Source organism: Tianweitania sediminis, from assembly GCF_017813335.1.
GTDB lineage: Bacteria > Pseudomonadota > Alphaproteobacteria > Rhizobiales > Rhizobiaceae > Tianweitania > Tianweitania sediminis.
The window spans coordinates 520488-544480 of record NZ_JAGIYY010000002.1 but is presented as its reverse complement, the minus strand read 5'-3'; the positions used below and the strand labels follow the sequence as shown (position 1 = coordinate 544480).

General features: G+C 63.5%; 29 protein-coding genes. 4 read left to right on the top strand and 25 right to left on the bottom strand.

Annotated features, from left to right (window positions below):
• Positions 1–17: 17 nt before the first annotated feature.
• The 24 genes from ccmE to J5Y06_RS09545 form a co-directional block, all read right to left on the bottom strand.
• Positions 18–452 (bottom strand): cytochrome c maturation protein CcmE, encoded by a 435-nt coding sequence (gene ccmE, locus J5Y06_RS09660; protein ID WP_209334916.1) that lies wholly within the window; start codon positions 450–452, stop codon positions 18–20.
• Positions 449–1564: a c-type cytochrome biogenesis protein CcmI gene (ccmI, locus tag J5Y06_RS09655; RefSeq protein WP_209334915.1), complete on the bottom strand. Its 1116-nt coding sequence runs from the start codon at positions 1562–1564 to the stop codon at positions 449–451. The genes ccmE and ccmI overlap by 4 nt, the downstream gene beginning before the upstream one ends.
• 89 nt (positions 1565–1653) lie before the next feature.
• Positions 1654–2085 (bottom strand): hypothetical protein, encoded by a 432-nt coding sequence (locus J5Y06_RS09650; protein ID WP_209334914.1) that lies wholly within the window; start codon positions 2083–2085, stop codon positions 1654–1656.
• A gap of 54 nt (positions 2086–2139) precedes the next feature.
• Positions 2140–3516: a sensor histidine kinase gene (locus J5Y06_RS09645; RefSeq protein WP_209334913.1), complete on the bottom strand. Its 1377-nt coding sequence runs from the start codon at positions 3514–3516 to the stop codon at positions 2140–2142.
• Positions 3517–3522: 6 nt separating this feature from the next.
• Positions 3523–4194 (bottom strand): response regulator transcription factor, encoded by a 672-nt coding sequence (locus J5Y06_RS09640; protein ID WP_209334912.1) that lies wholly within the window; start codon positions 4192–4194, stop codon positions 3523–3525.
• A 33-nt stretch (positions 4195–4227) separates the two neighbouring features.
• Positions 4228–4485 carry a hypothetical protein gene (locus J5Y06_RS09635; RefSeq protein WP_209334911.1) on the bottom strand — a complete coding sequence of 86 codons (258 nt, stop codon included), beginning with the start codon at positions 4483–4485 and terminating at the stop codon, positions 4228–4230.
• 246 nt (positions 4486–4731) lie between these two features.
• Positions 4732–4938, bottom strand: a complete 207-nt coding sequence (locus J5Y06_RS09630) for a hypothetical protein (RefSeq protein WP_209334910.1) — start codon at positions 4936–4938, stop codon at positions 4732–4734.
• Positions 4939–4962: 24 nt separating this feature from the next.
• Entirely contained in the window at positions 4963–8856 is a 3894-nt protein-coding gene (locus J5Y06_RS09625) for a baseplate multidomain protein megatron (protein WP_209334909.1), read from the bottom strand.
• Between the two features lie 9 nt (positions 8857–8865).
• Positions 8866–9324 carry an NlpC/P60 family protein gene (locus J5Y06_RS09620; protein ID WP_209334908.1) on the bottom strand — a complete coding sequence of 153 codons (459 nt, stop codon included), beginning with the start codon at positions 9322–9324 and terminating at the stop codon, positions 8866–8868.
• Positions 9321–10172: a DUF2163 domain-containing protein gene (locus tag J5Y06_RS09615; protein ID WP_209334907.1), complete on the bottom strand. Its 852-nt coding sequence runs from the start codon at positions 10170–10172 to the stop codon at positions 9321–9323. Before J5Y06_RS09615 ends, J5Y06_RS09620 begins: the two co-directional genes overlap by 4 nt.
• The gene (locus tag J5Y06_RS09610) at positions 10169–10801 is read right to left on the bottom strand and encodes a DUF2460 domain-containing protein (protein WP_209334906.1); all 633 of its coding nucleotides are present in this window, start codon (positions 10799–10801) and stop codon (positions 10169–10171) included. Before J5Y06_RS09610 ends, J5Y06_RS09615 begins: the two co-directional genes overlap by 4 nt.
• Positions 10802–10809: 8 nt before the next feature.
• Entirely contained in the window at positions 10810–11349 is a 540-nt protein-coding gene (locus J5Y06_RS09605) for a phage tail tape measure protein (protein WP_209334905.1), read from the bottom strand.
• Positions 11350–11360: 11 nt separating this feature from the next.
• On the bottom strand, positions 11361–11567 hold the full coding sequence (locus tag J5Y06_RS09600; protein WP_342453400.1) for a rcc01693 family protein: 207 nt from the start codon (positions 11565–11567) through the stop codon (positions 11361–11363).
• 20 nt (positions 11568–11587) lie between these two features.
• Complete coding sequence (locus tag J5Y06_RS09595; RefSeq protein WP_209334904.1) at positions 11588–11917, bottom strand: gene transfer agent family protein; 330 nt, start codon at positions 11915–11917, stop codon at positions 11588–11590.
• Positions 11914–12327, bottom strand: a complete 414-nt coding sequence (locus J5Y06_RS09590) for a phage major tail protein, TP901-1 family (RefSeq protein ID WP_209334903.1) — start codon at positions 12325–12327, stop codon at positions 11914–11916. Before J5Y06_RS09590 ends, J5Y06_RS09595 begins: the two co-directional genes overlap by 4 nt.
• 32 nt (positions 12328–12359) lie before the next feature.
• Complete coding sequence (locus J5Y06_RS09585) at positions 12360–12767, bottom strand: DUF3168 domain-containing protein (RefSeq protein WP_209334902.1); 408 nt, start codon at positions 12765–12767, stop codon at positions 12360–12362.
• Between the two features lie 168 nt (positions 12768–12935).
• Entirely contained in the window at positions 12936–13271 is a 336-nt protein-coding gene (locus tag J5Y06_RS09580) for a phage head closure protein (RefSeq protein WP_209334901.1), read from the bottom strand.
• A complete protein-coding gene (locus J5Y06_RS09575) occupies positions 13271–13840 on the bottom strand; it encodes a head-tail connector protein (RefSeq protein WP_209334900.1) in 570 nt (189 codons plus the stop codon). Before J5Y06_RS09575 ends, J5Y06_RS09580 begins: the two co-directional genes overlap by 1 nt.
• An 82-nt stretch (positions 13841–13922) precedes the next feature.
• Entirely contained in the window at positions 13923–15164 is a 1242-nt protein-coding gene (locus J5Y06_RS09570) for a phage major capsid protein (protein WP_209334899.1), read from the bottom strand.
• Positions 15161–15838: an HK97 family phage prohead protease gene (locus J5Y06_RS09565; protein ID WP_209334898.1), complete on the bottom strand. Its 678-nt coding sequence runs from the start codon at positions 15836–15838 to the stop codon at positions 15161–15163. The genes J5Y06_RS09570 and J5Y06_RS09565 overlap by 4 nt, the downstream gene beginning before the upstream one ends.
• Positions 15835–16173: a DUF6107 family protein gene (locus tag J5Y06_RS09560; RefSeq protein WP_209334897.1), complete on the bottom strand. Its 339-nt coding sequence runs from the start codon at positions 16171–16173 to the stop codon at positions 15835–15837. The genes J5Y06_RS09565 and J5Y06_RS09560 overlap by 4 nt, the downstream gene beginning before the upstream one ends.
• Positions 16174–16198: 25 nt before the next feature.
• Complete coding sequence (locus J5Y06_RS09555) at positions 16199–17353, bottom strand: phage portal protein (protein WP_209335119.1); 1155 nt, start codon at positions 17351–17353, stop codon at positions 16199–16201.
• A gap of 30 nt (positions 17354–17383) precedes the next feature.
• Positions 17384–18727 (bottom strand): DNA-packaging protein, encoded by a 1344-nt coding sequence (locus tag J5Y06_RS09550; protein ID WP_209334896.1) that lies wholly within the window; start codon positions 18725–18727, stop codon positions 17384–17386.
• Positions 18627–19088: a hypothetical protein gene (locus tag J5Y06_RS09545; RefSeq protein WP_209334895.1), complete on the bottom strand. Its 462-nt coding sequence runs from the start codon at positions 19086–19088 to the stop codon at positions 18627–18629. Before J5Y06_RS09545 ends, J5Y06_RS09550 begins: the two co-directional genes overlap by 101 nt.
• Before the next feature lie 313 nt (positions 19089–19401).
• On the opposite strand from J5Y06_RS09545, the gene J5Y06_RS09540 reads away from it, so the two are divergent.
• The 3 genes from J5Y06_RS09540 to J5Y06_RS09530 all read left to right on the top strand — a co-directional run bounded on the left by J5Y06_RS09540 (position 19402) and on the right by J5Y06_RS09530 (position 22727).
• On the top strand, positions 19402–21537 hold the full coding sequence (locus J5Y06_RS09540; RefSeq protein WP_209334894.1) for a transglycosylase domain-containing protein: 2136 nt from the start codon (positions 19402–19404) through the stop codon (positions 21535–21537).
• Between the two features lie 64 nt (positions 21538–21601).
• Complete coding sequence (locus tag J5Y06_RS09535) at positions 21602–22189, top strand: DUF1214 domain-containing protein (protein WP_209334893.1); 588 nt, start codon at positions 21602–21604, stop codon at positions 22187–22189.
• Entirely contained in the window at positions 22182–22727 is a 546-nt protein-coding gene (locus J5Y06_RS09530) for a DUF1254 domain-containing protein (RefSeq protein ID WP_209334892.1), read from the top strand. Before J5Y06_RS09535 ends, J5Y06_RS09530 begins: the two co-directional genes overlap by 8 nt.
• Before the next feature lie 23 nt (positions 22728–22750).
• Here J5Y06_RS09530 and J5Y06_RS09525 read toward each other — a convergent pair whose 3' ends face one another.
• Positions 22751–22927, bottom strand: coding sequence for a hypothetical protein (locus tag J5Y06_RS09525; protein ID WP_209334891.1), 177 nt, complete (start codon positions 22925–22927; stop codon positions 22751–22753).
• A 136-nt stretch (positions 22928–23063) separates the two neighbouring features.
• Here J5Y06_RS09525 and J5Y06_RS09520 point away from each other — a divergent pair, with 136 nt between their 5' ends.
• Entirely contained in the window at positions 23064–23993 is a 930-nt protein-coding gene (locus tag J5Y06_RS09520) for a DUF2336 domain-containing protein (RefSeq protein ID WP_209334890.1), read from the top strand.

Genomic DNA, 23993 nt, shown 5'->3' with positions numbered 1-23993 from the left:
GCCACGCGCCTCAGCCATCAGTTTTCCTGCCAAAGACCCTGGGCCTTGAGGCCATCCGCGACTTCCTTCGGCATGTAGGTTTCGTCATGCTTCGCCAGAACGCTGTCGGCCATGAAAATCCCGTCCGACCGGAAACTGCCTTCCGTCACCACGCCTTGTTCTTCGCGAAAGAGATCGGGCAGGATTCCAGCAAAAACCACGGGCACGGACCGTGTTTCATCCGTCACGGCGAAGGAGACTTCGGTGCCCTGCCCGCGCACCACCGTGCCCTTCTCGACAAGACCGCCCAACCGGATGCGCTGTCCAGGCGGCACAGCCTGCGTCGCCAGATCGGTCGGCATATAAAAGTACGACGTGCGCTGGCCCAGGGCATAGAATGTCAGGCCCATCGCCAGACCAAGGAAAGCCAATCCCCCCGCGATGACGCCGAGGCGCTTTTGCTTGCGGGTCATGGCTGAACACTCGCGAGGACATTGATGGAACGGGCAAAGTCCTGCAGCGCCGCTGCATCCCGGGTCGTTTCGCCTAAGGCGGACATCCCGCGACGCAGCGCCTCCCGCGCCTCGTCTTGGCGCCCGAGAACCGCATAGGAGCGTACGAGTTTCTGCCAACCTTCAGGATCGCGCGGATTGTCTCTCAGCTTCGCGTCAAGCGTGGCGACCATCCCCTCGATCATCGTTGAGCGCTCTGCAGAGCTCAAGGCAGCCGCATCTTGCACGTCCTGCGCGCCCGGCCCACGACCCGGTTGCGCGATGCGCGCAAGCGCCTGGTTTGCGGCCTCGCTCCAGGGCGATCCTGCCGGTTGATCCGCTTTCAAGGCCTGCCATTGTGCTTGCGCGCCGGCGACGTCACCCTCTTGCGCCGCGGCAAGGGCAAGGAAGAAGAGCGCCTTCCCATCGCCCGGCGCTGCCTGCAAGCCTTGCTCGAAGGCCTCGCGCGCCTCCGCAGTGACCGTGCCGCCTGCCTGCGCGATCAGCGCCTCGCCCAATCCAGACTGCCTTATTCCGCTCGAGCCAAGACGATCGATTGCTTCTCGATAAGCGCGAACCGCGTCATCCGTGCGGCCAACCCGCAGGTAAATTGGGGCAAGCACTTCCCAGCCACGGCTATCCGAGGGGTCCGTGCGAAGGTGTGCTTCCGCCCGCGCAATCAAGTCCTCTACAGGCAGATTGCCAGGACTCTCCTGCAAGCGTGCTTGGAGGGGTTGCGCTGGTTCGCCCGGTGAGCCAGTGGCCGCGTAAACGCTCCAGCTGACCAGCGGAATGGACAAAACTGCCGCCGCCGTCACGGCCCGACCCCACAGCGGCCTCTGCACCGTCGCACCGCCCGCTCTTTCGCTGGCGCGGAGGATACGCCGACCGATTTCGCTGCGGGCTTGTTCCGCTTCCCCGCGCCCGATCAAACCTCGTGAAAGATCCCGTTCAACCTCGGCAAGCTGATCCTTGTAGATCGCGAGGTCTGGTGAGGTCATTACGCCAACAGCGGCTGGCCGCCGCAGAAATGGCACGAGGACACTCAAGCAGGCCATCAACGTTAACAGCGTGGCAACGATCCAGAACAGCATGGCGTCCTTCTAGCCGGGCGGATCGCCACCGCCAATGCGACATGGTGCTGCCTCCGCGACAACCTCCCGCCCCAGGGAGGCCAAGACGATCAGGTGAGAGGCGTCCAGCTTCCGTTCGCGTTCCGGCAGGCCGTTCCGCGGGCGCTGTGCGGATTCCCCTTCACAAACACCGTATGATAGTATTGGCGGCAATCCTGGGAGCCGACGCGATAAGGCTGTGCGGCCACAACTTCCCCATAGGTATTGGCGCGCTGGTTGCGCCAGGTCACCGGCTGGCCGCTTGGTGTGTATTCGAGCGCCCGGTATTCTGCTTCCAGTGCGCTTCGACGATCGCGTGTTTCCAGCTCACGGCCTATCGTGCCGCCGACGAGACCACCTGCCATAGCCTCAAGCAGCGCTGCGCCGACCGGCCGCTCTTCGGCTTCCGGTTGAACAAAGCTGCTCGCCGTGGAACCAAAGCCGCTGGCCGAACATCCCGCCAAGGCAATCAAGAGAAGGGCAAGACTGACTGTCGTTTTCATGAAGCATCTGCCGCAGATGTGGGGTTACGCGAAGTCAAGTACATCTTAGCATAGCTAGGTGGCGCGCGGCAGTTCTACAATCACCTTCAGGCCACCAAGTTCAGAGCGGTCCAGCCGCAGAGCGCCGCCATATTCCGAAACAAGGTCGGATACGATCGAAAGGCCCAGTCCCGACCCAGGTTTCGTTTCGTCGAGACGCTTGCCGCGTTTGAGCGCTTCGTGACGCTGGTCTGCCGCAATGCCGGGTCCATCGTCCTCGATCGTCAACAAGAAGCGGTCGGCGCCCGCCGCGCTTTGCGCGACGTCCGTTGAAATCCGAGTCCGTTCCCTGCTCCATTTCATCGCATTCTCGAACAGGTTGCCGGTGATCTCTTCCAGGTCGCCTTCCTCGCCCGCAAAGATGATGTCGGCGTCCGACCCAAACACAAGGTCGATCCGCTTTTCCGGGTTGAGCTTTTCCATCACCCGAGCAAGCCGCTCAATGGGCTGCCGGACGCTGGTACGAAACACGACGCTGTCGCGCTGAGCCGCAATGCGGGCGCGTTGCAGATAGTTCTCGATCTGCTGGCGCATGGCCTTCGCCTGGTCATCCAGCAGTCGCCCCTGTTCCGTGTTCATCGCGCGCCCTTCATTCATGATGATCGCGAGCGGCGTTTTCAGCGAGTGCGCGAGATTGCCGACCTGCGTGCGGGATCGCTCGACGATTCGGCGATTGTTCTCGATCAGCGCATTGGTTTCATTCACCAGCGGCTCGACTTCCGGTGGGAAAACGCCGTCCAGCCGATGCGCCGTTCCTTCGCGCACCGCGGAAAGCGCGGCGCGCACTCGGGCAAGTGGCTTCAGGCCAAACAGAATGGCTGCCGCGTTGAAAGCCACCGTCCCGAGACCGAACAGGAAGAGATATGCATAAACGCTGTGTTCGAACTCTGCGATTTCCGCCTCTAGTTCGCTCAGGTTTCCCATCACGCGAAACCGCGCGATGCGGTTCTGGTCGTCCAGCACGAACTCGTTCTCGATCACCTTTACGCGTTCGCCGTTAAGTCCGTTGGCGGCATAGCTGCGTTGAAAACGATTATCGAAAGGAACTTGAACCAGCGTCGGCGAATCGACATTGCCGATAAACGACAGCGACCGCAAACGGCCTTCCAGGTTCTCGGACAAAGGCTCGACCGACCAGTACCAGCCGGACCGCGGGATCACGTAGCGGACGTCGCCCAGATCCGGTGAGCCCTGCAAACGCCCGTCCGGACTGACGCTTGCCGCACCGATCAGGTTGAAGAGATGCGCCGACAACAGGCTGTCGAAGCTGCGCTCGCTGGATTGGCGATAGAGTGCGGAAATCACCGTTGCGATCGCCACAAGCGACAACACGGCCCACAAGGTCGACAGCGCAAGAACGCGAATCGTCAGCGATCGCGGGAAGCGGATCATGGGCGCTCAGGCAGCTGAGCCGGGATTGCGCATCCGGTAACCCATGCCTCGGACGGTTTCGATCAGATCGACGCCCATCTTTCGGCGCAGCCGCCCTACGAACACTTCGATCGTGTTGGAGTCACGGTCGAAATCCTGGTCGTAAAGGTGTTCAACCAGCTCGGTTCTCGAAACCACCTCTCCGCTGTGATGCATGAGGTAGGCAAGCAGCCGGAACTCGTGCGAGGTCAGCTTCAAGGGAACACCATCAACATCGGCCTTGGAAGCCTTGATGTCGAGCCGGAGGGGTCCGCAGGTCAGTTCGGAAGAGGCATGTCCGGCGGCACGGCGGATCAGGGCCCTGACGCGTGCGAGAACTTCTTCGATGTGGAACGGCTTGGTCACATAATCGTCTGCGCCCGCGTCGATGCCCTGGACCTTGTCGCTCCAGCGATCCCGCGCAGTCAGAATTAGCACAGGCATCTTGCGGCCGGCCCGCCGCCAGCGCTCCATCACGGAGATACCGTCCATCTGCGGCAAGCCGACATCGAGCACCACGGCGTCATAGGGCTCGGTGTCGCCGAGGAAGTGCCCCTCCTCGCCGTCATAGGCGCGATCCACGACATAGCCGGCATCGGCAAGCGCGTCGGTGATCTGACGGTTCAGGTCCTTGTCGTCTTCCACCACCAGAATGCGCATGTCCCCTCCCGAAGTGCCAGACTGGCGGCCAATCTATTCCGCCGGCACGACATATTCGGCGCGGCGGGGCCGTGCGCCATCGCGGCCTGGAACCAGGATAACGATGCGGCACACCTGCTGGCCGTCTTGGACGAACGGCATGGCGCGTGCAAGCTGGCCGCCATATTTTGCTGCAAGTTCAAGGCCCAGCGCATAGCAATCCGCCGCCTGCGCGTTTGACAGCGACGAACCTTGCATCGCTGTCAGCGCTGTCGCCAGCAACAAACCGGAAAGAACGCGTTTTACTTTCATGGACCCCGTCAAGGCCTTGAACTGCGGTTGAGCAAGCGCGATGAAGCGCCCTTCACGGGTGATTGTGCCACCAGGAAGCACCGGACGACAGGGAAAACAAAGGGCTGTCGCGACCGGTGCATTCCAAACTCCATCCAGGCCGACACACTAGTTCTGGCGGGCTGAACGCGTCATGAACGGTTCCGTTGCCCATTCGATCAGGATCTCATGCTCGCCCTTTGCAAGAGGCGGCAGAGGCGACACGGATCAACTGATCTTCGCCGTTGCGGCGAACCGACCCATGACGGCAACCACGCCGCTGACTGCAGTAACGATCTGCAAAAGCGCATCCGTCAGAAGCATCTGCTCGGCAAGGCCGACGCTTCGACCCATCAGGCCGCCGACCGCGGCTGCAACGGTCACCAGAGATGCCCATACTGTACGCGACAAGTACCAAGGTTTTGAACCGTCCATGTTGCACTCCTTTCAGTTGGTTGATCACAATAGTGGGAGATCGGCTTTTGCGGGGATGCCTGTTCCGACGGTCCTGCTCACCTGCCGTACGGCAACCGCAATGCGGTTCGGCAGCCCGCCGAAGTCTGAAGCGGCCTCCGCAACGGGATAGTTGAGGAAGGGCACGCTGGTTTGCACGCGCCGCCGCACCTCACTGCTTCCTGACGCGGCGATCTCGACGAGATAGGTTTCGCTGTCTTCGCCAAGCGGGATTTCCGAAGCTTCCCAATCGTCGGCATCGATTCGGCTGCGGCGGATCCAGGTCAGCAACCATCCCGTGGCGGTTTTCCTGGCCCGAAGATGCACTGGGGCCAACGGCATGCGCGACCGCTGCCCTCCTGTGGCGCTGAGTTGGGTGAAGTATTCGCCCGTGACCGGATAACCAGCCGGGCCGATCCGCCATCGCCGCTCAAGACCGACTTCGGATGACATCAGGCCAGCCGGCAGGGCGCGATCATTCAGCAGAACAAAAGATCCTCCAGCGGCAGCGCCCGACTGCATCGCATCTTCCGTGCCGAGTTGCGCCCGTAGCAGGGCCGACAGCTGCCAAGTGTCGGCGGCGGTTTCTTTCGCTCTCTCGAACTGAAGCACCTCCCACTGGCCGTTCGCACAGGACACCGCGGCTGTGCCGGAACCGTTCAGCACTTCCAGCCGGGTTCGGTTTGCCAGTTCACCGCGTAGAAGCGAGACTTCGAGCACGTTTGTCCGGTCAATCCGCCCGACGGGTCCGGGGAAAAGCGGCGCAACAAGCTGGCCCATCGTGGCCGGCGCGGCGACCGTTCCTCGTTGAACATAGCCTTCGGCGCCTGAGGCACTGAACACGGCCAACGTCTTCCAAGGCTTCGCATGGGTCGCGAGACGCAGTTGCCGGGCCGGATCGGTTTCGCCCGGCAACATTGGCAGGTCGAGCAGGATCGAGGCAGGCCTGCCTGCCATTGGCTCGACAATTGCCGTTTGAAGCGGCCGGCGCACACGCCACGGCGATGACGCGATGCGCCGGACCTGCTTGGCGCGGATGCTGCGCTTGCTGCCTGCTTCGACACTGGTGACAAGAAAATCCACGCTCGGTATTTGAAACGGCAACCGGACGGTGGTGCCCGGCGTGACATCGGTTCTGCCCGGCTCCAGAGCGAAGCTGATCTCCTCGCGTCCTGCCCAATGGTCGCGCAGCCGGTCGGCAGCGAGCGACGCGGCCGCATCCGGTTCAAGCACGGCGCTGAGCGCGAGCGCCTGTTGGCGCAGCCCGGTGCGACCTGGGTCCACCGCGCGTGCGGTGGCACCCTGATATGCCGCAAACGGATCCCGGAAGCCCAGCGTCAGTTCGGTGGGCAACTCGCCCTCTCCGGCGCGCGTGCTTTCCACCACGGGTACGCCGTCCTCCACCACGAGCTCCGAGACTGAGATCGGCACCGTTGGCGTCGGTCCCGCGAAGCGCAAGGTGCCGCCGTCGTCGCCCACGCCGAGGCCGAAAAGACTCACGAGCGGCTCCAGTGCTTCGCGCGCCGTGCCTGGCTCCTCGATCACATAGCCATGAAGGGACCCAGGCGAGTCGTGGGTTTGCGCGAGGGGTAGGTCGTGATCCTGGAGAACAGCTGCAATCAGGTCCGCCGTTGTTGCCGTGCTTAAACGGCCGTTGAGCCAGTGCCCGAGCAACCAGTTGTCGCCGTCGCGCCACTGGTCACCGAGCGACGGGAAGGCGGGAAACGGTCGCGCGTCCCAGGCCCAAAGGTAGATGCGGTCGGGATCCACCATTGGTCCGCCGTAAATGGGGGAAAGCGGATTGTTCTGCCGCTCGAAACCCTCCGCATCGCCGTCCCAATGCGCCTGATGCGCCGCAATGAAGCTGTGTTGTGCGGGGTCCGAACGGCCGCCGGTGGAGTAATAGGGAAAAGCGCTTTCAGACGATTTCGGATCGGGAAAGACATTCGGCTGGTTGGGGCCCTTGTCCGATGCAGGACATCCCAGTTCCGTGAACCAGATTGGCTTGGAACAAGGGATCCAGTCTGTCGCTGTGGCAGCCTCGACCCCATTTTGCCTGTCGTGGTGGGGGTTTGACCACCAACTCACCAGGTCCTTGTAGCGATAAATCCAGGGCTTGTTGTAGGCACCGTCGCTGATGGGCGTGCGCCGCCTGGCGTGGCGATCTTCGAGACTCGCATAGAACCAGTCGTAGCCCTCGCCTCTTGCGATTTGGCCGCGCAGCGCGACCACGTCATACTGGCTTTGGAAGCCATCCGGATTGCCGGAGGCCCAATCGTTGTCGCGCCAATCGGACAAGGGCATGTAGTTGTCGATGCCGACCGCATCCACGGCAGAATGCGACCAGAGCGGGTCGAGGTGAAAGATTCGGTCCGCGCTCCCAATCGGTTGGTAGCCGGAATATTCCGACCAGTCCGCGCCATAGGTGATCTTGGTTGCAGGCCCAAGCAGGGCTCGCACATCCGCGGCGAGATCCATGAGTGCCGCAACGAAGGGAAAAGCGCCCGCGTGGTCGCGCACAGTTGTAAGTCCGCGCAGTTCAGACCCGATCAGAAAGGCATCGACGCCGCCGGCCGCCTTTGCCAGATGTGCAAAATGGAGCAGGAAGCGTCGATAGCTCCATTCGGCTGGATTGCCGTTGAAGGCCACCGTATCGTCCTCCAACGCGAAGTCGCTCGACGCCGCTCTGCCGACGAAGGCTGCAATCTCCTCCCCCGCCGCAGTGCTGCCGTCGCTTGTTTGCGGTGTTCCCGGCGCCGGATGGCAGGTGATGCGGCCGCGCCATGGATAGGGCGGCTGCGCGGTGCCACCATGCGGGTCCGGCAACGTGTTGTTGTGGGGCACATCCATCATGATGAAGGGGTAAAGCGTGACCTTCAGTCCCCGCCTTTTCAGGTTGAGGATCGCGTCCGTCACCGATCGGTCAGACGGTGCGCCGCCATAGGCCGCGCTGCCTTCATGCCGAGACACTTCCTCGGCATCAGCCCGCTCCAAGCCTGATACCCGCCAGGGCTGCGACTGACCGGTCACGTCCTTTTGCGCCACCATAGGCCGGATGGTGCAGGACCCGGCCCGCAGATCATTGCCGAACCAGGTCGCAACCAGCCCCACATGCTCAAGGTTCGGGCAAAGCGCCTGCAACTCGTCGAGGGCAGCCCCGATGTCCGTGCCGGCATGAAGAACATGCCGATTGAGTATCTCGGTTTCGCCGGGCTTAATGGTCAACGTCACCGGGCTGGGCGACAGGCCGTATTCCGTCGATCCCGGGATGAGGGTCACGGCCTTGATCTTTGCCGGGAGAGTGCCGGTCGGCCGAAGGACCTCGAAGCCGAACTGCGGGATTCGGTTGCCGAACTCCGCCAGCGGAAGGCGGTCGAACACCACGTAAGCCGTGCCACGAAAAGGCGCAGCGTTGCCTTCGCCCTGCTTGGCCTCGATGAGCGGATCCGGCAATTCGTCTTCGCTGCCCTTGTAGACCCGAACCTCGAACATGGTCTGGTCGAGTTCGCGCCCGTCGGCCCAGATCCGGCGCACGCCGGCGATCGGCCCTTCGCACAGGGCAAAAGCAACGTTGGCGAAGTAGCTGTAATTGGTGATCTTCGGGCCGCCCTTTCCGCCCGTGCGTTCCGCCGTCGCGACTTCCTCGAAGCGCGTCGCCCAGATCAGCGTGCCGCCCACTCGTACCGTGCCATACACGCGGGGCAGCGCTGCGCCGTCTTCCGCTGAAAACGGCCGGGGATCATTGAGCCTCCCACCTTCCAGGCGCCGCGTGCCGTTGATCACGGCCTGGTCAATGGCATAACCAGCCAGCGCACCGGCTGCACGGCCGATCACGGCGCCGGCAGGACCAAGGGCGCCGCCGAGGAAGGCCCCGGCAGCCTGCAAGACGATGGTTGCCATGCGGCACCTCTAGATGTGAGCGGGAAAAGCGAAAACGCCGGCAATGCGGTTGCGCCAGTGTCGGTTGAGCGCCGACACAACCACGCCATGCCGTTCATAAGCGTGGATCATGCGGTTCTGCGGCAGGGCAATTGCGCAGTGTGTGGCCGGGGCGTTCTCGTGCCAGCGCAACAGCATGAGATTGCCCGGCGCCGGCACACCGATCTCTGGACTGCTCGGGCAGGCGCGAAAATGTGCCCTGGCCGCTTGCAGCAGAAGACCATCCGCGCCAGTTTCCGCCCAATCGAGCGAATAAGTGTCGGGCACCATAGCCGGCGCTTTGCCGTAGAGGCCCTGCCACACACCCACGATCAAACCAAGGCAGTCGCAGCCCACGCTGCGCTGGCGACCCTGATGGCGATAGGGTGTCCCGCGCCACGAGAGGGCTTCCGCGACGACCCGCTCATTGATGCAAGCCTCCGTTCTCATGGCACAAGCGGGGCGCCGTCGAACACCACCCCATCCGTGACATAGCCATAGGCCGCATCATTGCCCGGAAGGTGCGGAAAGCCACGGAAGTTCAACACGTTGTTGAACTTCGCTTTGCAGGTTGCAAAATGCTTGTCACAGCCCACCTCGACGATGAAGCTGTCGCCCGTGTCCGAAACGACCGTTCCGTCGCGCCACAAGGCGAGCCGGACGCCGTCAAGGCGGCGCGCATGGTCGAGAACCTGCTCGCTACGACCCAGATTGCTGCCGCTCGTCCATGTCAGGCGGCCATGGGAAAACCAGCCATGCGCGGCGTCGCCGAGGCCGCTCACGAGGATCGCGTCGCTGCCCTCGGTCTCAACCACCGCTCCTTGGGCTCGAAAGCTTGGTCGATCGAGATCGACCCGGCAGCGGCGGTCGCCCAAGACCGCGTCGCAGTTTCTGCGGATGAAGCGGCCATTCACCCGATCCAGGCTTTCGCTTTGGCTGAGCAGTTCGGCGGTGAAATGCCCATCCCGGCGCGTGATCTTGCCCATCACGGCGCGGCGCAGCAACGTCGCGGTTCCCGACTGGCTCCAGTCGACAAGCAGGGTTTCCACAACCGCTCCGTCGTATGCGCCATCCGCGATCGCTTCTTCGGAAATCTCGAAGGCTGTCAACGCCCCGTCGATCTCCACCGCATCGGCAGCCAGGCCCAGCCGGTCCCGCGCCTCGCTTGCGGAAAGACCGGTTTCCGGCTGAAAGTGCGTTCCGACCACGCTCAAGGCGGTGTCGTGGTCGGTGAACCCCGCAACGTGACCATCGCGCCGCGTGATGCGCCAGCAGTGGCAAAGCGTGGAAACGCTCACAGGCTCACCTCGATCAGGGGAATGCTGGGAATCTGCCCCGCCTTGAAGGCGGTGAGGCTGAGAGAAAGATGTTCTGCGTCGAAGCGCACGGGGACGTGGAACTCGAACCCCGCCGTAAGCGCTGCGCCTGGCGCCACCGGGTCCGCCAGCGTCAGCAAGCCCGTGGCAGGATCAACGGCGAAGCGATCTTCCCTCAGTTCGACGCCGTCAACCGCGCAACGCACACTTCCAGCAACGATCTTGCGGATCGGACGCACGTAGGATGCCTCGCCGGTTCCGTAGGTCTTCGCCAGTTGAAAAGCCGCAGGCTCTCCTTCCGGGGTCCCGAGCGGCTGGTCAAGCGGGGTGATCGCCTGGTCCGGAAGGCAGGATTTCATGTCGAACGGATCTCGGAAGCGAAACGGATGCAGCGAGCCGCGCCGCGCTTCGAAGAAGGCCAGAACGGCGTAAAGATCGGCCAGCGCGCGCAGGCCGGTGCCGACGTCATAACGGCGGCGGGAATGGCGCAGCCTGAGGTTGCGCGCTTCCCTGCCGGAGGTCAGTTGAACGATCTCGACCTTGCGCTCCGGCCCGCCCGTTGCGCCAAAGGAGATCGCCGTCGGAAACAACGCGTCGTGAAACTCCTGCATGACGTCTCCTAGAGACCGCGCGTGCCGCGGCGAACGGCCTGCGCGAGCATGCCGGTGACCTGCGCTTCCGATTTGCGGAACGATGCCGCGTCGGTTGCCGTGACGTTGAAGGTGACATGAACGCTTGGCGTGCTGCCGCCGGCTGCGACCCCAAGGCGGCCATCGGCGCCTCGTGCCAGGGGCAGGATCGCTTCCGCACCGGCTTCTCCCATGAGACCGAGGTTGTGCCCCATGGGAAAGTAGCTCGGCGATGCCACCACGCCGCCTTTGGCAAACGGCACGACACTCGCCGCGCCACCAAACAAGCCCGACATCATCGAGCCCGCCATCTGCCGCAGCGGCGCTAATCCGAGGTTCAGAGCACGTCCTGCAAGGTTGGATGCAAGACGCCGTAAGATGTCATCGAGCGAACGCCCGCTGACGGCGGCGCCCTTTAGCGCGCCGGTCAGTTCCGCGCCAAAGCTCGTCGAAAGCGATTTGAGGTTTTCGAGTGTCGCAAGAAAGGGAGCGGCATCCGCTTCGATGCGCACTCGGATGTCTTCAGCCAAGGGGTTGCTCCTTATGCTCCGTCGGGAAATTGTTGCATCAAGCGGTCGAGTTCGTGGCGCGGCATGGCCTCTGCCGGGTCGCCGCCGGTGAGCGGCTGCAAGGCAGCCGCCAGTTCACGTGGGGTCATCATCCAGAAGTCAGCCGACCTCAGCCGCAGCAGACCTAGCCCGAGCGCCATCGCGCGTTCCCAGGGAAACGCCTCGTGTTGACGGGGCACCGTCGCGCCTGCTGCGGCTATCAAGGGTTTGCGGGCGCGTTGCTCCCGAATGTTGCTTGGAGCAGGTCGCTGACCATGCGCGCGTAGCCTGCCACGCCGTCGTCGCAGTGCATCCGCGCCACCGTCTCGTCTTCCACGGGGTTGCCGCCGCCGCGCAGCCCGGCGCCCAGGATCGCGATCATGTCAGTGGCCGACAGCGTTCCGCTTGAGAAGCGCTCCACCAGCGCGCGCAGATCGGTTGCGGCAAAGGCGCTTTCCAGTTCCGCCAGCGCCCCCAGCGTCAGGCAAAGCCGGTAATCGCGGTTATCGAGGCGCGCTGCCACCTCGCCGCGTCGCTTGTTCACATTCATTGTGATGCGAACCCGATTGCGCCGGCTGATTCAAGCGCGATCTCGAAGGCAATCTCACCGTCATGCGCTCCGGAATATTCCAGCGCCGCGATCTGGAATGGCCCTTCCACCGTGCCGAAGTCGGGCAGCACCAGTTGCCACCGCACGATGGCGCCGGAAAAGAAGGTGGACCGGATCGCAGCGTCCGAAGCCGCGTCCTTGAAGATGCCGGCCCCGCTCAGTGACGCCCGCTGAATGCCGGCGGCAGCCAGCAGTTCGCGCCAGCGGCCGCTTGAGTCCGCATCCGTAATGTCCACGGTTTCGCTGTTGAAGGCGAGCCGCTTGGTGCGCAAACCTGCCACCGTGCTGAATGTGCCATTCGCGGCCGCATCCATTTTGACGAGCAGATCCCTGCCCCGCTGAGCAACCATTTTTTGGCTCCGAAGATTGAAGTGGTAGTGGCCTAGTCAGTCGGCTCGGTCACCGCGCGGTAGCGCAGCAGGCCGTGATGGAGCGAAAGCTCCTCGTCGAAACGCGATTCCGCGAAATCCGGCGTCAGGTTGACAAGATGATGGCCTTGCGGCGCGAGCGATCCGTCGCGCAGGATCTCCTCCACCCGTCCCATCAGCTCCAATGTTTCCGATTTGCCCTTGGCCTTCGACCAGACATGGATGGTGAACAGGTGTTCGGTGCCGATTTCCGTTCCCGTGCTCCAGTCGAAGGAGCTGGTGCGCCCGAAGGTGAGATAAGGAAACGCAACATTCGCCGGGGCATGATCGTGGATGCGGTTGCCCACGATCGCGCTCACGGCAGGATCAGCTTTCAGCGCAGCAAAGATTGCCTTCTGCAGTTCAAGCGCTGCGGCTGCCACGATGCGTCACCTCCCGCTGTTGCCGTTGACCCCGCCTTGGAGGCGCGCCGGCACGATCTTCCATGTCCCGTCTGCTGCTCTCGGCAACGTCCGCATCTTCCTGGAGCTGGTGCAGCGTTGCTCGAAGCGCCCGCATCATACCGTCCATCGTCAAAGAATATCTGACATTCACCGCCCTTGCTCCTCCGTTCTGCAAACAAGGTAACGCCCGCCTTCATCCGGATCGTGCACCGTCAGGATCCGGAAATGGCGGTCGCCTCTTCGGAAGCGCATGCCGCTTGCCACATCGTCGCGCAAGCGCAGGGTCACGGTGTGCGTCACGCTTTCCAGCGTTTGATCACCGCCGAACCGCATCTGAGCGCGCACCGGCTCCAGCGCGGCAAAGATCCAGCCGATTTCGGTCCAGCTTTCCGCATGACCGCCCGCTCCGTCGTCGGTGAGCACGGCTTGTTCCAGTGCGAGTTGCGTTCGAAACCGCCCGGGATCCACGAACTGAAGCCGCATCAAAGCCTCCGAGTCTGGTAAGGTGCGATCAGCCGCTCATAGCCGCGGGGGAAGGAAGCGGGCCGTGCGGCCGGTTCCAGTTCCGTGCGGAATTCGAACCAGTGTGCTGCAAGCAGGATCACCGCGCGCTTCAGGAGATCAGGCACATCCGTGCCCGCGTCGCCGAAGCCAGCCCGCAGGTCGATCTCGATGCCGCTCAAAGCCTTGCCCGGCGCGGGCGGCGCTTCAATCAGCAAGCGAGCCGGTCGCGTTGTTCCGTCGAGGAGAATGCTGCCGGGGTCGAGCACCGTCGGGTGCCCGTCCCCATCAAAAACCGTGATGGCTACAACGGCCCGCACGGGATGGATGCTGAAAACAACGAGGTTCGAGCGCGGCCACCGGTCGAGCAACAAGCGCCATTCCTGCGTCAGCAGCGCGCAGCCCGTTGCCCGCTCCACCTCGCACCGAGCCGCCTTGATCAGGCCCGAAAGCAGGGCATCCTCACGGTCGCCGTCGAGGCGCAGATGCGCCTTCACATCCGCAAGCGTCACCGGCTCGGCCGCAGGCTCCGCCGTGCGAAACAGAGTCATGTTTTCCCCTCAAGGTCCAGTTCTGAAAAGAAAAACCCCGGCTCAAAGGCCGGGGTTCGTGAAGGAAGGCGGTTGACGCAGCTTATGCCGTGCCGAACTTCAGCAGCTTGATGGCGCTGAAATCCTGCACGCCGCCGCCCACGCGCTTGGTCACGTAGAAGAGAACATAGGGCTTTGCGGAATAAGGATCGCGCAGGATCCGCACGCCCGTGCGATCCACAACCAGGTAGCCCCGCGTAAAGTCTCCGAAGGCCACCGCGAAGGCGTCGGTACCGATATCAGGCATGTCCTCGGCTTCCACCACCGGGAAGCCCATGAGCATGGCCTTGGCGCCCACAGTGGCGGGCGGTTGCCACAGGTAGTTGCCGTCGCCGTCCTTCATCTTTCGCACGGCGGCCTGCGTTTTGCGGTTCATCACGAAGCTGCCATTCTCGCGATAGCCAGCCTTGAGCGCATAAACCAGGTCCACCAGCTTGTCCGCCGGGTTGCTGGCTGCGAAGGCACCCGCCGCCCCGGTCGCTAGGTAACCGAGGCTACCCCAGCTCCAGCTCGCATCGGCAACCTTGTCGGAAGCAAGGAAGCCTTTCGGCTTGTTGACGCCGTTGCCGGTCACGAAGGCGGTGCCCTCCTGTTCGGCAAAGGCCATCTCGATCTCATCGGTGAGCCAGCTGTCCAAGTCCACCGCGCTGTCTTCCAGTAGCGCCTGCGTTGCGGAAGGCATCGCGTAGAGCTCAGCCGTTGGAAACTCGAGCTCTGCCAATGTCGGGCTTCCGGTTTGCGGCCGCGCCGCTGTTTCGCCGACCCAGCCGGTTGCAGGACCCGTGAGGGCAAACGGCTTCTTCAGGAGTGCGGTTGAGACCTGCCGCACGGATGCAATGGAGCGGATCGGCGACAAGGCGCCCAGCCGCTTGGCGATCTGGGTTTCGGTTTCGTTCGGCACGAGGTATCCGCCGTCCGAGCCGGAGCCGAAGCTCATCGCCTTTGTGTCGAGTGCCCGCATCGCCCGGTCATCGCCGGACCGGACATAGGCTTCAAACGCTGCCTTGTGTTCACTTGGTGCGGTATACCCGCCGCCCAGCGCCGGTCGCGCCTTGCGCAGGAGCAGTTCGTCCAGCTTGCGCTTGTTGTCGTCGAGCGCCTTGGAGATGCGGTCGACCTTCTCGGTCGCCAGAACGTCGCCGCTCATGCGCGTTTCAAGCTCGCCCAGCCGCTGGTCGTTGGCGTCCTTGAAGGCCTCGAAGCTCGTCATGAAGTCATCGAAGGCGCCCTTCACGTCATAAGGAAGGGCGCTCTTTGTTTCAGGTGCGGGGGTCGATTGGGTCATGCAGGGTCCTTGGAATGAAACAGGGTTGCGGCGCGGCGGATCGTGCCGGCCAGATCAGTCGGAAAAGCTGTCGCGGCGTCGCGCTCGCGTTTCAGTTCGTTGAAGCCCTTGGCGATCACGCATCGCGCTTGGCTTCGCGTCAGCCCAGCGTCCTGCGTGAGCCAGCGTTCGAAATCTCTGGTTGTGGGAAGACCCTGGTGGGCCGTCTTCACCTGGTGGATGCGGGCAGCGCCTTGCATGGGAAAGGTCACCACGGAGATTTCCCAAAGGTCCGCTTCGAGGATACGGCGCAGCCCCGTTCCCGCCTCGGCTTTTGCCCGCAGCGCACGAAACCCGATGGACAGCCCGTCCAAGCCGCCGGCGCGCATCAGCGCGTGAACGTCGCGGGCGCGCGCCACGTCGAGGGCCAACTGGCCGCGCACCAGCAGGCCGCGGCTGTCTTCGCGCAGTTCAAGCCAGCGGCCGATCGGCTGTGCCGGATCATGCTGGAACAGCATTCGGATCCCGGCCGCACCACGCGTTTGCAGGGAGCGGACAAAGGCGCCTCGCGCCACGACGTCGCGCCCGAGGTCCGGCAGCTCGAACAGGCTGGCATAGCCCGTGAAGCTGCCGTCCGCGTCGAGGTCATCCACCGCAAGCGTCAAGCGTTTGGTTTCGATCCTGGGCTCGATCATCCCCGTGCCTCCTTGTTGCTCGTGAAGCTCGCGGACGGCCGAAGGCCTCGGCTGAACACCCGCATCAGGAAGCCCAGCGCCCACCAGGCACACAGGCTTGCCGCGGCCGAGCCCATCAGCATCAGTTCGAACGGCCCGAGTTCAGGCCCGAGCCCGAGTTCGACCGCAATTTTCAAGCCAACCGCACCGCCGAACACGAGGCCGCTCACCAGTCCGACTGCGAAACGGACGGCGGCTTCACGCCGACCCCTAGGCAAAATGTAGGCCAGCGAGATTGCTGATCCCGCGACGGCTCCGGCCGCACGTGCTAGCCAGATCCAGGCAGTGTCATTCATTGCTCCGGTCCTTCTGTCGGGGTGTTCAGCCAAGCGGCGGATAACCAACCGCCTGCCGCTTTTCGTCGTCGCTGAGAAAGGTTGCGGCGGCCAATCGCGACCAAAGCGCTTCACGCTCGGCTGCCAGCCCCTCGATCCCGTCCGCATCGAACCACAACCGAAGCCCACCGCCGAAGGTGGGTGACAGCCAGGCCGACAGCTCGCGGGCGGTTTTTGCCACCAGCGGCAGCACGGTCAGGCGATAAAAGGCGCGATGCGCTTCCTGGTAGTTGGCGTAGGTGTTGTCGCCGGGGATCCCGAGCAGCATGGGCGGCACCCCGAACGCCAGTGCGATGTCACGGCTGGCCGCATTCTTCGCCTCGATCAAGTCCATGTCGCGGGGCGAATAGCCCATCGCCTTCCAATCGAGGCCACCCTCCAGCAACAGCGGCCGGCCAGCGCGTTTGGCGCCGGAATAGCCCTCCTCGAGTTCCGCCCGCAGTCGATCGAACTGCTCGTCCGTCAGGTTACCGCCTTCCTTCGGCGCATAAACAAGCGCACCTGACGGCCGAGCGGAGTTGTCGAGCAGCGCCTTGTTCCATTGGCCTGCTGCGTTGTGCGTATCCAGCGCGGTCAGCGCGGCTTCCAAGGGCGCGAAGCCGTAATGGTCATCCAGGGGATGGAACAGTTGCAACTGCAACGCCCCTTCGGGCCCAAGCGGGATCAGGCGCTTGGCGCGGCCTTCGCCCACCGCCACCGCGACGGGCCAGCCGGCTTCATCCGTTTCCACCCGCGTACGATCAGGCCGCAGCACATGGAGTTCACGTTCCTCGCTCGCCGTCACCAGTTCAAGATAGGCGTTTCCCGCCAGAAGAAGGTGGCCGTAAACCGCTTCCATGAACGCAGAACCGGCCATGCGCCGGTTAGGCCGTTCAAGAAGCGCCAGAAGCGGATGCACCTCGAGCTCTGTTGCTCCTTCGTACAACAACCAGGGAACCGAAGCCGCCGCTTCCGCAACCATCCGGACGCAGCGATGCGCCACCGCATTGCGCATGAAGCCTTCGCGGGCGAGCGCGGGATAGTCACGCCGCGTCCAGCGGGCTTCACTTTGCGTGTGGAGCGATACGAAGCCGTAACGCGATTCCTCCTTGCGCTCCGGAGCTTCGGGCACGCGTCGCCAAGGCCAGTTCCATGCCTTCATCGTCACCAACCTTCTTTTGAAACGAAGCGGCTAGCGCATCTGCCGGATGCGCGGCTCGCCTGCCCTGCCAAGCAGCAATTCCGTCACCGCCCACACAAGGGCATCGACGCGGTCGGGCGAACGCCCGCCAGACAGCCCATCAGGACCGAAATCACACATCTCGTCTTCAAGCGCCGCGAAGCGTTGCGCGTGACCGACCCGTCCTTGCGCATAAAGAGCCGCCACAGGTTCGGCCCGCAGCCACTTGCCGCGGGTCGCGCGCACGGGTTTGACCGGCACTGTCGGGTCCACCGCCCGCAGCACGCTTTCCACCATGGCGCCACCCTGGTTGATTTCAGCCACGATGCAGTCCGCTTGCAGCCGGCGATAAAGCGCAACGGCAGAAGCCGCCCAGCCGTCCGGCGTCTGGCCGCTCACCGTTGCGTCGGCCAGCACCACGGCCCGCCCGTTTCCGTCGAGGCCGGCAGCCACGATGCCGCAGCGGTTGCCTTTTCCGTGACCGCCAGCCGGGGGATCCACCGCCACGACGATGCGCCCGACCTCGGCTTCGGCACGGCCGCAGCAAGCGTCCAGCATGGCACGGGTCCAAAGGGCGTCCGGCCGATCCTCAACGAGCTCGCCGTCAAGCTCTTGGCGTCCGAGATGCGTGCCGCCATAGCGTTGCTGGATGGCTTGCAGAAAACCCGGCGCGAGGTTGGCTGCGTTGTCAGCCGTCTTCATTCGCGTCACCCGCACTGCGGGGTCGGCAAGAAGCCGCTTCACCAGCGGTGTCGGCTTCGGCGTTGTTGTCAGGATCTGGCGCGGTTCTGTTCCCAGCCGCAATCCAAACTGAAGCTGGTCGAACACAGCGTCGGCATGCTTCCACTTTGCTATTTCATCACACCAGGCAGCGGCGAATTGCGGGCCGCGAAGGCTGTCGGGATCTTCGGATGAAAACGCCTGCGCCACCGCGCCATTGTCCCACAACAGCCGCCGCCTCGTGGCTTCGAAACGCGGCCTGTCATGGCGGGCGATGGTCACGAGACCCGAAGGACCCTCGATCATCACCTCGCGGACGTCGCCCAGCGTTTCGCCCACCAGCGCGATCTGCTCGTAGCGATCGCCAGGTCTCGTGAACGGCGGAAAGCCGCGCACAAGCGCGTTCACCCATTCCGCGCCAAGCCTCGTTTTGCCGGAACCACGTCCGCCAATCACCAGCCACGTCGCCGGCTGTTCGTCTTCCATCGGGTACTGGGCCGCGCGGGCGGTTGTAAACCACTCCCCCTCAACGAGCTCAGCGTCTTCCCGGCTGAGGTCCCCCGCCCGGGGCCAGTTGTTGCGCGAGCGTTTGGATCCGCTCGTGGATTTTTTGGAGGATGTTGGCGACGCGGGCATCGCGCTCCTTCACGGTGTCTTCTTTCCGTTCCGTCGGCACGAGTTCGCGGAGCTTTTCCACTGAGCGCAGCAGCGTCGACAACAGGTCGATGCGGCTCTTGTCCAGGCCCGTGCCCGCTTCCTCGGCATCGGCCATCAGGCGATCGACCTGTGCGTCGAGCCGCGTGATCTGCTGCTGCAGCCGCCGCTGCCGCTCGCGCACGGCATCCGCATGCGGCGCTTCCCAGCCTTCGTTCTCCGCCCGGCGCGCAACGGCCGCGGCCGTCACGCGTCCCGCCTTTGCCAGCAAGGCAATGCTGGGCGCAGCGCCTTCATGAAGCGCACGCAAACCAGCCCAGGCTTCTGCAGCCTTTGCTTCCATGTTCGATCATGTCCGATTGAATTCGTCGCGCTGCTGTCCAGCCCCGCCGCCTGCAGTCGCAACTCTTTGACGATGCCTGAACCTTACAGAACCATCGTCACGGTGTCAAGGACTATTTTCCTATTCGAGAGATTGGCTTGATGAATGCGTTCCGCCCTAACCGCGCCTTCACACTATCGCGTTATATCGCGCCTCGTTTCCCTTTCTTCTTGCTGTGTGGCCGAAAAGCTTGGCATCCTCTCAGCCGGGCGAAGGGACGCGCCCGCATCGCTTGTTCTATGTTCTGTGTTAAGAAGCCTGCCGGACCGTCACCATGGTTGAGCCCAAAAAAGCCCGCGGGAGGCGCGGCCAGATCGCCGCCCGGCTTCTTGAAGCCGACGCGTGGTTTGACTCGACCTTGTATGAGGCGGGGTTCCGCTTCGCGCGAATCTGGGAAAACATCACCATCTTCTCGCGCCGGTTCCGGGTAACCGGTTGGCGGCGCGGCCTGGTGGAGCTTTCCTCTGAAGCCTTCACCTTTGGTGCGGCCGGTTCCGTGGTGATGCTCGCTCTTGCGATGCCTGCTTTCGAGGAAACCAAGACCGATTGGCGCAACCAGGGAGACTACGCCGTCACCTTTCTCGATCGCTACGGCACGGAAATCGGCCAGCGTGGCATCATCCAGCGCGACAGCGTCCCCGTGGACGAGATTCCGGATTATGTGATCCAGGCAGTTCTCGCCACGGAGGACCGTCGGTTCTTCACGCATTGGGGCATCGACTTTCTCGGGCTGGCGCGCGCGCTCAGTGAGAATGTGCGGGCAAACGGGGTCGTGCAGGGTGGTTCGACCCTAACTCAGCAGCTCGCCAAGAACCTTTTCCTCACCAACGAGCGCACGTTGGAGCGCAAGATCAAGGAAGCGTTCCTGGCGGTTTGGCTCGAGCAGAACCTGACGAAAAAGGAAATCCTGCAGTTCTACCTCGACCGCGGCTACATGGGCGGCGGAACCTTCGGCATCACCGCCGCGGCCGATTTCTATTTCGGCAAGTCCGTCAAGGAACTGACGCTGGCGGAAGCGTCCATGCTCGCCGGATTGTTCAAGGCGCCTGCCAAATACGCGCCGCACATCAACCTACCGGCGGCACGTGGTCGCGCCAATGAGGTGCTGACCAACATGGTCCAGGCCGGCTTCCTCACCGAAGGCCAGGTTCTATCCGCGCGCATCCATCCCGCGAGCGTGATTGATCGCGGCGACAAGCCCAGCCCCGACTATTTCCTGGATTGGGCCTTCGAGGAAGCCAAGAAGATCGCATCGGCGTCCGGCATCCGCTCCATGGTGGCGCGCACCACAATCGATCTGAACCTGCAACATGCAGCGGAAGAAGCGCTGGAATTCATGCTGCGCCAGCACGGCAAGGAATATCGCGTCACGCAGGGCGCCATCGTGATGCTTGAAACCAATGGTGCCGTGCGGGCCATCGTTGGCGGGCGGGATTATGGCGCATCGCAGTTCAACCGCGCCACCAACGCGCTGCGGCAAACCGGCTCCTCCTTCAAGCCCTATGTGTATGCCACCGCCATGGAGCACGGCTTCACGCCGGACTCGGTTGTTTCAGACGGACCGATCACCTGGAACGGCTGGTCGCCCAAGAATTATGGCCGCAGCTTCTCCGGCCGCATGACCCTTGCCACCGCCCTGATCCGGTCGACGAACACGGTTCCCGTGCGGCTGGCAAAGGATCACCTCGGGGTGGACGCCATCAAGGCCATGACCAAGGCTATGGGGGTGGAATCGGAGGTGGAAGCCCACAAGACCATGGTTCTCGGCACGTCGGGCATGACGGTGATGGATCAGGCGACGGGTTACGAGGTGTTTGCCAGCGGCGGCTTCAATGGGCTTCGCCACGGCATCACGCAGCTCGCGAACCATTCGGGTCGCGTGGTTTATGAGCGCGAGCGTGATGCGCCGCCGCCGACCCGTGTGCTGTCGGAACAGGCCGTGAAGTCCATGAACTCCATTCTGGTGCAGATCCCGGAAACCGGCACGGCCCGCCGCGCTGCCCTGCCCGGCATCCGATCGGCTGGAAAAACCGGCACCACGCAGGCTTATCGCGATGCGTGGTATGTCGGCTTCACCGGCAACTACCTGGCCGCTGTGTGGCTTGGAAACGACGATTTCACGCCGACGCGCGAAATGACCGGGGGGTCCTTGCCCGCAATGACCTGGCAGCGCCTGATGGCCTATGCTCACCGCAACGTCGAGCTCAAGCCGATCCCCGCAATCGACAAGCCGTTCATCGAAAAACCGGCTGGAGACGCGGTGGCCGAACTCGCGGCCGGTCAGGATCCAAGCTTTGTGGAGGAAGCGCCGCGGGTGCTTTCTCCTGCAACCAGCCGTGTGCTGGAAGAGATCGGCGATGCTTTGCGGGGAACAACTTCGCCAGCAGCTGGTCGGCTGTCAGCACTTTGATTGTAGCCGCTTGCTGCCCACTCCACCGGCACGCTATGCGGCTTGATCCGCCCGCGACCGATCCATGCTGAAAACCATCCTGCTTTTCGCGCTTGCCTGCGCGACCGCCATCTTGGGCGGCGCGTGGAGCGTCGACTACGTGCTCAACAAGAGCGCGAGCTTCGGTGCGGTGTCAGTGGGCCCGTGGGTTGCCTTCCCCACGATGGGCACGGCCGAAGCCGATCCGTACATGCGCGCGCGCTATGCCCGAGATGGAACTTTGGCGCTCGGTCGCGCCGAAGGCATCGCGTTTCGCGCCTGGAGCGATTCATCCGGGGCGCTGTTGTCGCGCTCCTGTGACTACGCCATCGAAGGCACAACGCCGCCGGCCCGCTTCTGGACCTTGTATGCGAGCGACGCCGAGCAGGTTCCGCTCGGGCCGGTGGGACTGCGGCAGGCGGCCTTGAGTTCCTTGTCCGTGCTTCGCGTCGACCAGGCGGAGCGCTTTACAGTGACGGTCAGTGCCGATCCAGCCCCGTTTAACTGGCTGCCGCTCAGCGGCGAAGGCGCCTTCCAGTTGGTGCTGACGCTTTACGACACGCCCCTCGCAAACCAGACCGATGCGGCCAGCAACATCCTTCCCGCCATTCGCCGGACGGGCTGTCATGACTAAGCTCCTTTACGCGATCGTGGTGGGCTTGATCGGCGCGGCGATCGTGCATATCGCGATCGTTCTGCTGATCCCCTCCTATGCACCGCGGGATGCGTGGTCCCGCCTTGCCGCGGCTGGGGACCTTTACACCGTGGCGCCGATTTCCGGCGACACAGCCGGCGCTGGCCTTCTTGTGGGCGAAGGCGATCCGCTGTTTCGCGCCGCCGCTTGCCGGTTCGACCTCACGGATGGCGCGCTGCATCTTGTTGGAACGGGTCGCCTGCCGTTCTGGTCCATGTCGATCCGCGACCGCGCCGGCCAGACCACTTTCAGCCTGAGCGACCGCGCATCGACGCAGGCTGCACTGAACGTCATCGTATTGACGCCGCTGCAGATGATTGAGATGCGCCGCAGCCTGCAGCCGAGCCTGGATGAGGCCGTTTTCATCGAAAGCGAAACGCAGGAAGGCATCGCGGTGGTGCGGATCTTTGTTCCGGATCCAAGCTGGTCCGAGACAGCCGACACTTTCCTGCGTGAGCTTTCCTGCACCCCGCTGTGATTCGGGGCACGACCTGAAGCCCGTCAGCCCTGCCGCAACAGCGGCTTGGTGACGGTCCCCTGCTTTGCCGGCGCCGCCGATTGGGTGTCCAGGCGCTCATAGCGCACACCCGGGAAGATCACGATTTCCGCGGATCTTTCGCGCTGTGGTGCCGCGCTTCTTTGGGAAGAGCGGAATTTCAGTTCCACGATGTTTGTCATTTTCGAAGCCCTCTCACGATGATCGGAGCAAGTGACGCAACGCCTCCATGGGCGATTGAGCCCCCAGACGGTTAATGGTCCGCTAACGGAGTTCGTTTAAGTGTAGCGATCGAGCCATCGTTGAGTGCAGATCGCCGTGTCGCAGGAATTTCGACAACTCGCCCGCAAGCAGGAAACCGGACGTTCGGACCGCTTGTTTCGTGCGGCGATCTCTGCTTTTTGCGCCCTGACGCGGCCCAGCCGGCGCGACATCGTCCAGCTGGAAGATCTCTGCCTGCAGCTTTATGACGCCGTGTCGGCTGAAACGCTGCGCTACGTTTCCGCCGTGCTAAGCGAATGCGCGGTTGCGCCGGCTGGGATCGTGCGTCGCCTTGCCGATGAAGCCATTGAAATCGCCGCACCTTTGCTCCTGAAATCGCAGGCGCTGACGGAGGTCGACCTTGTTGCGATCATCGGGCGCCACGGTGCGAGCCATGCCCGCGTGGTGGCACAGCGCAGCCGCCTGACGCCGCCGGTGGCTTCCGTGGTGGAAAGGGTTCGCAGCAGCGGTGAACCAGGAACACGAGGCGAGAACAACGAGGGGCAGGCCGCAGCTGAAACGCGTGAGATCCTGCGCGGCATGATGCGCCCGTCGCGCACGCGCGCAGAAGGCGATGCGGAAGCCGCGATGGACGCAGTCTACGAAAAGCTCCGCTCCACGGCTTTGACGGGATCCCTCCCCTTCTTCCAGACCGCCTTGGCGGACGTGCTGGAAATCGAATATCGCCAGGCCCGCAGCATTGTCGCCGGCGCAAACAAACAGGACCTCCTGCGGATTTTGAAAGCGCTTGGCCTGACACAGGAACAGGCTTTTCTGCTCACTTCCGCGGTTCGCCCGCAGGATTTCGGCCACGGGCAAGCGATCCGGGCCTTTTTGTCGGCCTTCGAAGCCATCAGCGCGGACGAGGCCGTGAGCGCGGTGCGCTTGTACCAGGCCGACGCTGTTTATTCGGGCGTGACCCAGCACCTCGCGGGCAACGGCAATCTGGCCAAGGCGCCGACGCGCCGTTCAGTTCAGGCCGCCTGA